The organism is Streptomyces sp. NPDC058470 (assembly GCF_042721055.1).
Lineage (GTDB): Bacteria > Actinomycetota > Actinomycetes > Streptomycetales > Streptomycetaceae > Streptomyces.
In genome coordinates, this window is the sequence record NZ_JBHXMF010000039.1 from 14793 (window position 1) to 28208 (window position 13416).

Genomic DNA, 13416 nt, shown 5'->3' on the forward strand with positions numbered 1-13416 from the left:
CTGCCACCTGGTAGCGCGCCCGTGCGGGGGGCGCCGAGAGCTGTCCTCTTGCGCGGAACTGCGGTAGATACCGGCTGCCCGCTGCAAGGGCACCGCGGCCGCCATACGGTCGCGCCAGCTCTGCGTCAGGCAGAGTTGGTTCGATGTTAGTTCGATTTTGATTTGATCGAAGTCTGCCTTCATCGTACAGGGATGAAGGCATCCGGTTCCTGTGAAACCCAGCACCGCGGCACTGTTCGCCTGCGAATGCATATGGGCCCTTAGGGTGCAGTTCGCCTTGATGTCCTACGCCACCGACCGGTCAGCGCTCGGTTGGGGCGCCCGCCGGTCCCAGCCAGCCGGCCAGCTTGCCGCCCTGGCCCACCGCGCGCAGCCGCCCCTCGGCGGCGTCCCGGACGGGATCGGTGGCCACCACGAGAAGCTCGTCACCGCGCCGCAGCACGGTCGTGGGCAGCGGCACGAAGGACTTCCCGTCGCGTACGACGAGTGTGACGGCGGCGCCCGCGGGCAGCCGCAGCTCGCCCACCTCGACGCCGTGCATGCGCGATCCGCCCGGGATCGCGACGGACAGCAGATGGCCGCGCAGCCGCTCCAGGGGCGCTGATTCGATGCCCAGGTCGGCGGGCCCCTCGGACTCGCCGAGCCGCAGCTTGCGGGCCAGCCAGGGCAGCGTGGGCCCCTGGATGAGGGTGTAGACGACGACCAGTACGAAGACGATGTTGAAGATGCGACGGCTTTGCTCGATGCCGCTCACCATCGGGATGGTCGCCAGGATGATCGGCACGGCGCCGCGCAGCCCGGCCCAGGACAGCAGGGTCTGTTCCTGCCACGGCAGGCGGAACGGCAGCAGGCTCAGCACGATGCTGAGCGGCCGCGCCACCATGGTCAGCACCAGGCCTATGACGAGCGCGGGCCAGATGTCGTCGCCCATCTCGTGCGGTGTGACCAGCAGGCCGAGCAGCACGAACATGCCGATCTGGGCGATCCAGCCGAGCCCTTCGGCGAAACCGCGCGTGGCGGGCCAGTGCGGCAGTTTCGCGTTGCCCAGCACCATCGCCGCGAGGTACACGGCGAGGAAGCCGCTGCCGTGGGCGAGCGCCCCGGCGGCGTACGCCACGACCGCGATGGCCATCACGGCGATCGGGTAGAGGCCGGAGGCGGGCAGTGCCACATGCCGCAGCCCGTAGGACCCCAGGAAGCCCACCGTGATGCCGATGGCCGCGCCGATGGCCAGTTCCAGCGTTATCTCGCCCAGCAGCACGTACCAGTGCTCCACCGGGCCCGCCGTGCAGAACGCGACGACGAGGATGACCACGGGGGCGTCGTTGAAGCCGGATTCGGCCTCCAGGACGCCCGTCACGCGCGTGGGGAGGGGGACTTTCCGCAGGACCGAGAAGACGGCCGCCGCGTCCGTCGAGGACACCACCGCCCCGACGATGAGCGCCTGACGCCAGTCCAGGCCGATCAGGTAGTGGGCCGCCGTGGCCGTGACCGCCACACTCACCGCGACTCCGACCAGCGCCAGCGAGGTGGCGGCGGGGAGGGCCGGCTTGATTTCCTTCCACTTCGTGCTGAGGCCGCCCTCGGCCAGGATCACGACTAGGGCCGCGTATCCGATGACCTGGGTCAGCTCGGCGTTGTTGAAGTGGACGTTGCCGATTCCGTCCTGGCCCATCGCGATGCCGATGCCCAGGTATACGAGCAGCGTCGGGAGCCCGCTGCGCGAAGAGATCCGAACCGCTGCCACCGCGACGAGCAGAACGAGCGAGCACACGAGCAGGAGTTGGTTGAGGTGGTGGACAGTCAGCGGCCGTTCCCTTCTCGTCAATCCGGACACGCGGATCGGAAAGCTCGGATCGGCACACGCGGATCGGAACCCTCGGATCAGAACACCGGAAGCCGAGCACTTCGGTGCAAGTACTTCGTTACCTTACCTAACTCTTGACGCTTTCTTGACGCTCGCCGATGCAAGATCGAACGCCCGTCCGTTCGGGTACCCGACACCGCGTCAAGGTGCGGTGGGCCCTGCGCCTATGGTTGCTCCAGCGCTCAGTCAAATGCACAGCCCCGCCTGCCGCTCGCGTTAGGACAGCAAGGACAGCGATGCCCCCCACCACCACCGCCTCTTCCGGCCAAAAGCCCGGCAAGTCCGGCAGGAAGAAGGGGCGCAGAGCCCGACTGTTCTTGATCGTCCTGGTTTTGGCCGTCATCGGCGGCATTGCCTTCGGCGGGTTCTGGACCGTCAGCACAGTGCGCGCTTCCTTCCCGCAAACCACGGGCGAGATCACCCTCGATGGCCTGTCAGGACCCGTGGACGTCAAGCGGGACAGCTACGGAATCCCGCAGATCTACGCCTCCTCCGACGAGGACCTCTTCATGGCGCAGGGTTTCGTCCAGGCGCAGGACCGGTTCTACGAGATGGACGTGCGCCGTCACATGACCTCGGGCCGGCTGTCCGAGATGTTCGGCTCCTCGCAGGTCAAGGACGACGAGTTCCTGCGCACCATGGGCTGGGACCGGGTCGCGCAGGAGGAGTACGACACGAAGCTGTCGGACTCCACGAAGAAGTACCTCCAGGCATACGCCAAGGGAGTCAATGCCTACCTGAAGGGCAAGGACGGCAAGGACATCTCGCTGGAGTACGCGGCCCTCGGCTTCCGCAACGACTACAAGCCCCAGGAGTGGACCCCGGTCGACTCGGTGGCCTGGCTCAAGGCGATGGCCTGGGACCTGCGCGGCAACATGGACGACGAGATCGACCGTTCCCTGATGACCAGCCGCCTGGGCCCGCAGCAGATCAAGGACCTGTACCCGGAGTACCCGTACAGCCGCAACGAGACGATCGTCCAGGACGGCGAGTACGACAGCGCCACCGAGTCGTACGTCCAGGGCGACGGCACCACCACAACGGGCTCCACGGCGGGCACCGGGCTCGCGGGCAACACCGCGGCGCCCGCGGACCTGGAGAGCCAGCTGTCGGGGCTCTACAACGTTCTCGAAGACCTGCCCACGGCCGTCGGAGTGAACGGCAACGGCATCGGCTCCAACTCCTGGGTCGTCTCCGGCGCCCACACCATCACCGGCAAGCCACTGCTGGCCAACGACCCGCACCTGTCGCCCTCGCTGCCGTCGGTCTGGTACCAGATGGGCCTGCACTGCACCACCCTCTCGGCCACCTGCCAGTACGACGTCTCCGGCTACACCTTCGCGGGCATGCCCGGCGTGATCATCGGCCACAACCAGGACATCGCCTGGGGAATGACCAACTCCGGCGCCGACGTCACGGACCTCTACCTGGAGAAGCTCACCGGTGACGGCTACCAGGTCGACGGCAAGGTGAAGCCCTTCACGACCCGCAAGGAGACCATCAAGGTCGCGGGCGGCGAGTCCAAGACGATCATCGTCCGGGAGACCGACAACGGGCCCCTGCTGTCCGACCGCAACGACGAACTCGTCAAGGTCGGCCAGAAGGCCACCGTCAACGCCGCGGCACCCGACCGCGGCGACGGCTACGGCATCTCGCTGCGCTGGACCGCGCTGGAACCGGGCAACTCCATGGACGCCGTCTTCGAGTTGGACAAGGCCTCCGACTGGACCGAGTTCCGTGACGCGTCGGCGTCCTTCGACGTGCCCTCGCAGAACCTGATCTACGCCGACACCCAGGGCAACATCGGCTATCAGCTGCCCGGCAAGATCCCCACGCGCGGCAAGGGCGACGGCTCGCTCCCGGCACCGGGCTGGGACTCCAAGTACGACTGGACCGGCTACATCAAGCAGGCCGAGCTGCCCTACGACTACAACCCGGAACGCGGCTACATCGTGACCGCCAACCAGGCTGTCATCGACAAGGACAAGTACCCCTACACGATCACCACGGACTGGGGCTACGGCACGCGCAGTCAGCGGATCACCGACCTGATCGAGTCGAAGATCAAGGACGGCGGCAAGATCTCGACCGAGGACATGCGCCAGATGCAGCTGGACAACAGCAGCGAGATCGCCAAGCTGCTGGTGCCCAAACTGCTCAAGATCGACGTCGACGACCCGGACGTCCGCGAGGCGCAGAAGCTCCTGGAGGGCTGGGACTACACCCAGGACGCCGATTCCGCGGCGGCCGCCTACTTCAACTCGGTCTGGCGCAACATCCTCAAGCTCGCCTTCGGCAACAAGCTGCCCAAGGAGCTGCGGGTAGAGGGCCAGTGCCTGAACGTCGCCCCGGTCGACACCACAGGTCCAGCGGACGAGGACCAGACGGTGCTCGAGTGCGGCGAGCGCGCCGCGGACCAGGCGCAGCCGGACGGCGGCGATCGCTGGTTCGAGGTGGTCCGCAACATCATCGACGACGAGGACAACGACTGGTGGAAGTCGCCGGCGACGCGCACCGACGAGGCCACCGACACCCGTGACGAGCTGTTCCGCCGGGCCATGACGGACGCTCGCTGGGAGTTGACCGCCAAGCTCGGCAAGGACATCGACACCTGGAACTGGGGCCGGCTGCACCGCCTGTTCCTGAAGAACCAGACCCTGGGCGTCGACGGCCCCGACGTCGTGCAGTACATGCTCAACCGCGGCCCGTGGAAGCTCAGCGGCGGCGAGGCGACGGTCAACGCGACCGGTTGGAACGCGGCGGGGGGCTACGGCGTGGTCTGGGTGCCGTCCATGCGGATGGTGGTCAACCTCGGAGACCTCGACAAGTCCAAGTGGATCAACCTCACCGGTGCCTCGGGGCACGCCTACAGTGCCCACTACACCGACCAGACGGACATCTGGGCCGAGGGTCAACTGCTGGACTGGTCCTTCTCGGAGAAGGCGGTCGACAACTCGACGAGTGACACGCTGGTACTGAAACCGTCGTGACGCGCTGACGTCGAAAGGGGCCCTCCACGCGCGCGTGGAGGGCCCCTTTCCAAATGGCCGGGGAGGTCAGCGGAAGCGCCGTACACCCGTCGGGGTCACCACTGCCTGGACGGGCCGGTCGTGGGGTTCCCCGGGCACCCGCTCGACGACCTCCGAGTCGTACAGCAGCACCAGCAGTGCGGGACCGGCCCCCGCGCGCTCCAGACGGGCCAGTACGCGGTCGTACGAGCCCCCGCCGCGTCCCAGGCGCATACCGCGCGCGTCGACGGCGAGACCGGGCAGCAGGACGGCGTCCGCCTCCTGGACGGCCTCGGGCCCCAGCCGCTCGCCCGCGGGCTCCAAGAGGGCCATCTTTCCGCCGTGTTGGACACGAACGAGAGAGCCCGCTCCCGCGTACGCCCCCCAGTCCAGGTCGTTGTCCGCCAGCAGGACGGGAAGCAGCACACGCACCCCGCGCGCGTGGAGCGCGTCCAGGAGCGCGAGCGTTCCGGGTTCGCCCCCCACCGAGACGTACGCCGCCACCGTGCGCGCGTGCGCCAACTCGGGCAGTTCCAGGGCGCGGGCTGCGAGAGCCGCGGTGGATTCCCGCACATCGTCGGCCGTCAACCCGGTTCTCACCGCGAGGAATTCCTGCCGCAACATTCGCTTGTCATGATCTTCATTGGATCCGACGTGACTCACAGGTGGCTCCCGCAGCTTCGCAATGGGCTCATATGAGAACAAATTAACCGGAGCCACAGATTCTCAACATAGCCACCGGATATGGTTCGGGCATGACTGAGTCACACCCCAGGATCACCAAGGCTGTCATCCCCGCAGCAGGCCTCGGTACCCGGTTCCTGCCGGCCACCAAGGCCACCCCCAAGGAGATGCTGCCGGTCGTCGACAAGCCGGCGATCCAGTACGTGGTCGAAGAGGCCGCGGCAGCGGGTCTTGACGACGTTCTGATGATCACAGGTCGCAACAAGCGCCCTCTTGAGGACCACTTCGACCGCAACTACGAGCTCGAATCGGCCCTCCAGAAGAAGGGCGACGCCGACCGGCTCGCCAGGGTCCAGGAGTCCAGCGACCTCGCCACCATGCACTACGTGCGTCAGGGAGACCCCAAGGGACTTGGCCACGCCGTCCTGTGCGCGGCCCCGCACGTCGGCCATGAGCCCTTCGCGGTGCTCCTCGGCGACGACCTGATCGACCCGCGCGACCCCCTGCTCGCGCGCATGGTCGAGGTCCAGGAGCAGCACGGCGGCAGCGTCATCGCGCTCATGGAGGTCGCCCCCGAGCAGATCCACCTCTACGGATGCGCCGCCGTCGAGACCACCGGCGAGGACGACCTCGTGAAGGTGACGGGCCTGGTCGAGAAGCCGGACCCGGCCGACGCGCCCAGCAACTACGCGATCATCGGACGTTACGTCCTGGACCCGCACGTCTTCGAGATACTGCGCCAGACCGAGCCGGGCCGCGGCGGCGAGATCCAGCTCACCGACGCCCTCCAGCAACTGGCCGACGACGAGAAGGTCGGCGGCCCCGTGCACGGCGTCGTCTTCCGTGGCCGCCGCTATGACACCGGCGACCGCGGCGACTACCTGCGTGCCATTGTCAGACTCGCATGCGAACGTGAAGACCTGGGCCCGGACTTCCGGACCTGGCTTCGCAGTTACGTAGCCGAGGAGATGTAGCGATTTGAGCACCGCCGCGACCCGTGTCACCGGCCAGGACCACATCTGGTCGGTGACCGAACACCTGGAGGACATCCTCGCGACCGTGCGCCCCCTCGAACCCATCGAGCTGCAACTCCTCGACGCCCAGGGCTGCGTCCTGGTCGAGGACGTCACGGTGCCGGTCTCCCTGCCACCGTTCGACAACAGCTCGATGGACGGGTACGCGGTGCGGGTCGCGGATGTCGCGGGCGCGAGCGAGGAGTTCCCGGCCGTTCTGACGGTCGTCGGCGATGTCGCGGCGGGCCAGGCCGAGCTGCTCCACGTGGGCCCCGGCCAGGCCGCCCGCATCATGACCGGCGCCCCGCTACCGCCCGGCGCCGAGGCCGTCGTCCCCGTGGAGTGGACCGACGGCGGCCTGGGCGAGGGCCCGGTCTCCGGGATGCGGGCCCACAGCGCGGCCCCCGAGGGCGCCTTCGGGCAGGTGCAGGTCCACCGCCCGGCCCATGCACGCGCGCACGTGCGCGCCAAGGGCAGCGACGTGAAGGCCGGCGACCGCGCCCTCGACGCCGGCACGGTCCTCGGCCCGCCGCAGATCGGCCTGCTCGCCGCGATCGGCCGCGGCACCGTACGCGTGCGCCCCCGCGCCCGCGTGGTCGTCATGTCCACCGGCAGTGAACTCATCCAGCCCGACGAGGAGTTGGGCACCGGCCAGATCTACGACTCCAACAGCTTCGCCCTCTGCGCCGCCGCCCGCGACGCCGGAGCCATCGCCTACCGGGTCGGCGCGGTCGCCGACGACGCCGAGACACTCCGCGCCACCATCGAGGACCAGCTCATCCGAGCGGACCTGCTGGTCACCACGGGCGGGGTGAGCGTCGGCGCGTACGACGTCGTCAAGGAAGCCCTCTCCTCCGTCGGCGACGAGGACGAGGAGGGCAGCGGCATCGAGTTCCGCAAGCTCGCCATGCAGCCTGGCAAACCCCAGGGCTTCGGCACCATCGGCCCCGACCACACCCCGCTGCTCGCGCTCCCGGGCAACCCTGTGTCCTCGTACGTCTCCTTCGAACTCTTCGTGCGCCCCGCGATCCGCACCCTGATGGGCCTGAAGGACATCCACCGCCCGACGGTGCGGGCAGTCGTCGCGACCGACAAGGCACTGACCTCGCCCGCGGGACGCAGACAGTTCCTGCGGGGGACGTATGCGGACGGCCGGGTGACGCCCGTCGGAGGCGCCGGATCGCACCTGGTCGCGGCCCTCGCACAGGCCGATGCCCTGATCGTCGTCCCCGAGAACGACACCTCGGTCGAACCCGGCGCCGAGGTCGACGTGGTCCTGCTCGGCTGAGCGCCCCGGGTTGGCGGTACCGTGTCGCGCACCACAGGCCCGACCGGGAGCGCCGCAGCACATGACAGTTCCATTCCGGGGGGAGACCCCCGGACCCCCTGTACAGGACCGGCTCACGCACATCGACGAGGTGGGCGCCGCCCGCATGGTCGACGTGTCCGGCAAGGACGTGACCGCGCGCACCGCCCGTGCCAGCGGCCGCGTCCTGGTCTCACCCCGTGTCATCGAGCTGCTGCGTGGTGAGGGCGTCCCCAAGGGCGACGCCCTCGCGACCGCACGCATCGCCGGCATCATGGGCGCCAAGCGCACGCCGGACCTGATCCCGCTGTGCCACCCGTTGTCGGTGTCCGGTGTCAAACTTGATCTGTCGGTCACGGACGACGCCGTCGAGATCCTCGCCACCGTGAAGACCACGGACCGCACGGGCGTCGAGATGGAAGCCCTCACCGCGGTCAGTGTGGCGGCCCTCACCGTGATCGACATGGTCAAAGCGGTCGACAAGAGGGCGGTCATCACGGACGTACGCGTGGAGGAGAAGACGGGCGGCAAGTCGGGTGACTGGAGCCGGGAATGACGGCCCCACCGTCGTACCGAGCCCTGGTGGTCACCGCGTCCAACCGGGCCGCCGCAGGGGTCTATGAGGACAGGGGCGGACCCCTGATCGCCGCGGGGCTGGCCTCGTACGGCTTCGAGGTGGACGGCCCTCGGGTCGTCGCGGACGGGGACCCCGTCGAGGCCGCGCTGCGCGCCGGTGTGGACGCCGGGTACGACGTCATCGTCACCACCGGCGGCACCGGTATCTCGCCCACCGACCGGACCCCGGAGGCCACGCGCCGCGTTCTCGACCACGAGATCCCGGGGATTCCCGAGGCCATCAGAGCGTTCGGCAGGGAGAAGGTGCCGACGGCGGCGCTGTCCCGGGGGCTCGCCGGAGTCGCGGGAGGGACGCTGATCGTCAACCTGCCGGGTTCCTCCGGTGGGGTGAAGGACGGACTGGCCGTCCTGGAACCTCTGTTGACCCACGCCGTGGACCAGATCCGCGGCGGCGACCATCCCAGACCCAGCGACAGCGGGGGTGTGCGCTGAACACCCCATCCTGGCCCGTCGAGCTGGTGGAAGGCGATGTCGTCCTCCGGCCGATAAAGGTGCGCGACCAGCGGACCTGGCGTGAGGTCAACCGGCGCAACCGGGACTGGTTGCGGCCCTGGGAGGCGACCATTCCGCCACCCACGCCCAGCGGTCCGATCGCGCACCGGCCGACCTACCGGCAGATGGTCCGGCACCTGCGCGCCGAGGCCAACGCGGGCCGGATGCTGCCCTTCGTGATCGAGTACCAGGGACGGCTCGTCGGGCAGTTGACCGTCGCCGGGATCACCTGGGGCTCGATGTGCTCCGGGCACATCGGCTACTGGGTCGACCAGTCGGTGGCGGGGCGCGGAGTGATGCCGACAGCGGTGGCACTTGTGACCGACCACTGCTTCCGCACCGTCGGACTGCACCGCATCGAAGTCTGTATTCGCCCCGAGAACGGGCCCAGCCGCAGAGTCGTGGAGAAACTCGGATTCCGCGAGGAAGGCCTTCGTCCACGTTATCTTCACATCGACGGAGCATGGCGCGACCATCTCGTCTTCGCGCTCACCGCCGAAGAGGTCCCGGAGGGCTTGCTCGGGCGCTGGCAGCGGGCGCGCGCGGAGCGGGCACGTTCCGAACAGGCGCGATTGGACCAGACCAGGCCGGGTCAGGCAGGGCACGAGCAGGTGCGACCCGGGCAGACGGGTGTGCAGAATCCGAGCAAGCCCGGCAACGCCAGTAAATGAAATAGGTGTTCGAAATTGATCGCCAGGCGATCGTCTCGGGGCATTAAATTCGCGGTCCCGGCGGCCAGCTGATCGCATCGGTCACAAAAAAAGCTCGAAATATCAGCCAGATCGTGCGACACACCGACTCAATTGGCAGATGGCCTCACGCAAACCCCTCTACCGTGTGAGGCGTGAGCAGCAGCGGCCTCATCTACGCAGTCATCGTCGGGGCCTGGGCCGCCTACTTGGTGCCGATGTGGCTCCGTAGGCAGGACGAGCTGAACGAAGCCCGTCCGACGGAACGCTTCAGCACCGCCATCCGGCTGCTGTCCGGACGGGCGGGGATGGAGCGCCGATACGCCAAGGACCTGCGGGCGCGCTCCACCGAAGAGGGGGAGCCCAGCGCCGATACGTCCGGCGTCACCGACTCGGTGGACGTCCGGGCCTTCGCCATGCCTCCGACCCCACCGCCGGCTCAGCACCGGCCGCAGGCGCACGCGCAGGCACAGTCCCGGCCGCAGGTACGGGAGCGGGTTCAGACGCAGCCTCCCGTCCAGCCGGAGTCGGAGTCGACGCATCAGAGCGCGGGCAGGCCCGGAACCCAGCACGGGACACCGGCGCACACGGCGCAGGAACCGGCGCGCGGCGCGCACTCGGCGCCGGCCGCCTCCAGGCCCGTACCGCAGCAGTCGACCAGACCCGCGCCGAAGCAGTCGGCACGGCCCACCTCCGAGCCCAAGCCCATGTCCCGGCAGACCCCTGCCGCGCGGCGTGCTGCTTCGGCGGAGGCCGCGGCGCGCGCCCGGCGCTCGAAGGTGCTCGCGCGCCGACGGCGTACGACGGTGATGCTCTTCCTCGCCTTCACGCTCGGCGCGATCGTGGCGGCCGTCGGGGGGCTCGCCTTCCTGTGGGCACCCGGCGTACCGGCGGTGATGTTGAGCGGGTACATCGTGTATCTGCGTGCCCAGGAGAAGCGCCGCTTCACCTACACGATGGACCGGCGCCGGGCCGAGGCCGCGGCGCAGCGGCTGCGGGAACGGCAGCCGCGGCGTCGGCCGAGCGTCGACCACGGGGCCGACGAGCCGGACGACGGACCCGAGCCGGAGACCGACCCCGGTCTCTCCGCGCTCGCCGCCGACCGCCGCGCGCTGGTCGAGCAGACCGACCACGCGGAGTGGGTGGATCAGCAGCGCGAGCGCCAGCGCGGCCCCGGCCGGGGCGACAGCTGGGATCCGGTGCCGGTTCCGCTTCCGACGTATGTGACCGCTCCGGTCGCGCCCCGGGCCACATCCAGTGTCGACCTCGGGGGACCGGACGCGTGGAGCTCGGCGCGGTCCAGCGCCGTCGAGCCGAGCGCGTCCGACGCGGAGCGGGTCGCCGAGGAGGACTGCGAGGACGACGGGGGTGTCGACGGCGCGGATGGTACCGACGGCGGACGCAGCGACGCCCGTCGCGCCGCGTCCGCACGGCGCGCCCGCGAGCGCGGTCGCACCCCGCTGTTCGACCAGTACGAGGACGGGGAACGGCCGCGCGCAGCCAACGAGTGAGGCTGCCGTGACGGCCCCTCGGCGCCACCGGCTGACCAGCCAGGAACGGATTTCCGGGCACCCTTATGGGGATGCTAGAGTTTCTCTCGTTGCAAGGGCCTGTGGCGCAGTCTGGTAGCGCACCTCGTTCGCATCGAGGGGGTCTGGGGTTCAAATCCCCACAGGTCCACCGCAGCATTCCCGACTGTTCCTGAGTTCGCTCAGGGGTAGTTGACGAGATCCCGTCCGATCGTTCCGATCGGGCGGGATCTTTGTGTTTCCGGGGTTTGTTCGAGGTGATGTCCCAACGCGTGTGAGGCCGCGAGCGGTTGCTCTGGGGGTGGTGACTTGAGGCCAGGGGTGGTTCGGGTGCGGGGGGCCATGTCGGAGCCGTTGCCGACGGATGCCTGCGAGGGGGTCTGTTCCCAGGCGAGGTGCCCCGGCTGGGACATCGCGTCCTGCGGCCCTCTCTCGAGCCATGCCCGCACCGGGGCGCCGGACCGCCCGCCGACCTGTCCCTGCGAGGCCGCACCCCTTGACGCCGGGGGGCCTGTTGTGGCTGGTCAGGGCGGTGAAGAGGGCCGTCACCCGGTCGTTCATAGTGAGCGCCATGGACTATGACGTAGTGGTGGCCGGAGGCGGCCCGGTCGGACTGATGCTGGCCTGTGAGCTCCGGCTCGGGGGCGCGCGGGTGGCCGTCCTGGAACGCCTCACCGAAGCAGACCCGACGATCAAGGGCGCGGCGATCACCACGCCCAGCGCCGAGGCGCTCTACCGCCGGGGCATGCTGCCCGCGCTGGCAGAGGTGCAGCGGCAGACGATGGACCGCTTCCGGGCGTTCCTGCGCGAACGGAACGACGAGGACGGGGACGGGGCCCCCGACCAGGGGCTCAGGTTCGTCGGGCACTTCGCCGGGATCATGCTGCGCGCCGACCTGGTCGACCGCACGGGGCCGGGCCTCGGTGACGCCGGACCCGCCGCCGGGATCAGCTTCGTGGCGCAGCAGGACGTCGAGCGGCTGCTCGCCGTACGGGCGGACGAGGTCGGCGTCCACGTGCGCCGGGGAGCGGAGCTGACGGGCTTCGACGCGGACGACAGGGGCGTCACCGTGCGGACGAGCGGCGAGACGATACGCGCCGGCTGGCTCGTGGGCTGCGACGGCGGCCGCAGCATGGTCCGCAAGCTTGCCGGGTTCGACTTCCCCGGTACGGATCCGGAGACCACCTGTCACCAGGCGGTCGTGGAGATGACCGGGACCGAGGACCTGAACGTCGGCTGGACCACGACGGACACCGGGGTGTACGCCTACGGGCCGATGCCGGGCCGCGTCGTCACCGTGGAGTTCGGCGGGCCGCCGGCCGACCGGGAGGCGCCGGTCACCGCCGAGGACCTCCAGGCGCGGCTGCGCCACGTCTCCGGCGTGGACGTCACGATCACCGAGGTGCGGACCGCGACCCGCTTCACCGACCACGCCCGCCAGGTCACCGAGTACCGCAAGGGCCGGGTGCTGCTGGCGGGCGACGCGGCGCACGTGCACTCCGCGTTCGGCAGCCAGGGGCTGAGCCTGGGCATCGGGGACGCGATGAACCTCGGCTGGAAGCTCGCCGCCGTGACCGGCGGCCGGGCGCCGGAGGGGCTGCTGGACACGTACACCGCCGAGCGGCACCCGGTCGGGGCGTGGGTCCTGGACTGGACCCGGTCCCAGATCGCGGCCATGCGCCCGGACCCGCAGTCGCGGGCCCTGCGGAAGATCGTCAGCGATCTGACGGAGACGGTCGCGGGCACCACGTACTTCGTCGCGCGGCTCTCCGGTGCCGGGGTGCGCTACGAGCTGCCGGGCGACCACCCGCTGATCGGCCGCAGCGCCCCGGACCTCGAACTCGCCGACGGCAGCCGGCTGGCGGACCACCTCCACGGCGGCCGGGCGCTCCTGCTGGACCTCGCCGACGACCCGGAGGTGAGGGCCCGCACCGCGGGGTACGCCGGGCGCGTCGACATCGTGACGGCCGGCTGCCCGTCCCGCCCGGAACTGGGGGCGGTCCTGGTCCGGCCGGACGGCTTCACGGCCTGGGCGGCCGACGCGGGGGCGCAGCCCTCGGCCTCGACGGACGGGCTGGCGGAGGCGCTGGGGGAGTCGTTCGGGGTGCCGGAAGGCGCGGTGGCGGCGGGCTGATCCGCCGCCCGGAGGGCGGGGGGCCGGGGCTCGGGCCCCCCGCAGCCCCGGCCGTCCG

10 protein-coding genes and 1 tRNA gene are annotated in these 13416 nt (G+C 69.9%); 9 read left to right on the top strand and 2 right to left on the bottom strand.

Annotated elements, in window-relative coordinates:
* Positions 1-301: 301 nt before the first annotated feature.
* Positions 302-1843 (bottom strand): potassium/proton antiporter, encoded by a 1542-nt coding sequence (locus ACFWP7_RS26695; RefSeq protein WP_384385977.1) that lies wholly within the window; start codon positions 1841-1843, stop codon positions 302-304.
* Between the two features lie 260 nt (positions 1844-2103).
* Here ACFWP7_RS26695 and ACFWP7_RS26700 point away from each other — a divergent pair, with 260 nt between their 5' ends.
* A complete protein-coding gene (locus ACFWP7_RS26700; RefSeq protein WP_384385797.1) occupies positions 2104-4857 on the top strand; it encodes a penicillin acylase family protein in 2754 nt (917 codons plus the stop codon).
* Between the two features lie 66 nt (positions 4858-4923).
* On the opposite strand, the gene ACFWP7_RS26705 is transcribed toward ACFWP7_RS26700, so the two are convergent.
* Positions 4924-5499, bottom strand: coding sequence for a 5-formyltetrahydrofolate cyclo-ligase (locus ACFWP7_RS26705; RefSeq protein ID WP_384385800.1), 576 nt, complete (start codon positions 5497-5499; stop codon positions 4924-4926).
* Positions 5500-5630: 131 nt separating this feature from the next.
* Here ACFWP7_RS26705 and galU point away from each other — a divergent pair, with 131 nt between their 5' ends.
* From galU to ACFWP7_RS26745, 8 genes are all read left to right on the top strand, one after another.
* Positions 5631-6533, top strand: a complete 903-nt coding sequence (gene galU / locus ACFWP7_RS26710; RefSeq protein WP_384385803.1) for a UTP--glucose-1-phosphate uridylyltransferase GalU — start codon at positions 5631-5633, stop codon at positions 6531-6533.
* A gap of 4 nt (positions 6534-6537) precedes the next feature.
* A complete protein-coding gene (glp, locus tag ACFWP7_RS26715) occupies positions 6538-7860 on the top strand; it encodes a gephyrin-like molybdotransferase Glp (RefSeq protein ID WP_384385805.1) in 1323 nt (440 codons plus the stop codon).
* A gap of 61 nt (positions 7861-7921) precedes the next feature.
* Positions 7922-8434, top strand: a complete 513-nt coding sequence (gene moaC / locus ACFWP7_RS26720) for a cyclic pyranopterin monophosphate synthase MoaC (protein ID WP_384385808.1) — start codon at positions 7922-7924, stop codon at positions 8432-8434.
* Entirely contained in the window at positions 8431-8946 is a 516-nt protein-coding gene (locus ACFWP7_RS26725) for a molybdenum cofactor biosynthesis protein B (protein ID WP_384385810.1), read from the top strand. Before moaC ends, ACFWP7_RS26725 begins: the two co-directional genes overlap by 4 nt.
* A complete protein-coding gene (locus tag ACFWP7_RS26730) occupies positions 8943-9677 on the top strand; it encodes a GNAT family N-acetyltransferase (protein ID WP_384385980.1) in 735 nt (244 codons plus the stop codon). Before ACFWP7_RS26725 ends, ACFWP7_RS26730 begins: the two co-directional genes overlap by 4 nt.
* A 173-nt stretch (positions 9678-9850) precedes the next feature.
* Entirely contained in the window at positions 9851-11206 is a 1356-nt protein-coding gene (gene glpR, locus ACFWP7_RS26735; RefSeq protein ID WP_384385813.1) for a gephyrin-like molybdotransferase receptor GlpR, read from the top strand.
* 95 nt (positions 11207-11301) lie between these two features.
* Positions 11302-11375 (top strand) — tRNA-Ala (locus tag ACFWP7_RS26740).
* Between the two features lie 420 nt (positions 11376-11795).
* The gene (locus ACFWP7_RS26745) at positions 11796-13358 is read left to right on the top strand and encodes an FAD-dependent oxidoreductase (protein WP_384385816.1); all 1563 of its coding nucleotides are present in this window, start codon (positions 11796-11798) and stop codon (positions 13356-13358) included.
* Positions 13359-13416 lie beyond the last annotated feature (58 nt).

Bases quoted from the DNA above. Each gene is read 5' to 3' on its own strand.
- ACFWP7_RS26700 (WP_384385797.1), top strand. From the start codon at position 2,104: ATGCCCCCCACCACCACCGCCTCTTCCGGCCAAAAGCCCGGCAAGTCC.
- ACFWP7_RS26705 (WP_384385800.1), bottom strand. From the start codon at position 5,499: ATGTTGCGGCAGGAATTCCTCGCGGTGAGAACCGGGTTGACGGCCGAC.
- galU (WP_384385803.1), top strand. From the start codon at position 5,631: ATGACTGAGTCACACCCCAGGATCACCAAGGCTGTCATCCCCGCAGCA.
- moaC (WP_384385808.1), top strand. From the start codon at position 7,922: ATGACAGTTCCATTCCGGGGGGAGACCCCCGGACCCCCTGTACAGGAC.
- ACFWP7_RS26725 (WP_384385810.1), top strand. From the start codon at position 8,431: ATGACGGCCCCACCGTCGTACCGAGCCCTGGTGGTCACCGCGTCCAAC.
- ACFWP7_RS26745 (WP_384385816.1), top strand. From the start codon at position 11,796: ATGGACTATGACGTAGTGGTGGCCGGAGGCGGCCCGGTCGGACTGATG.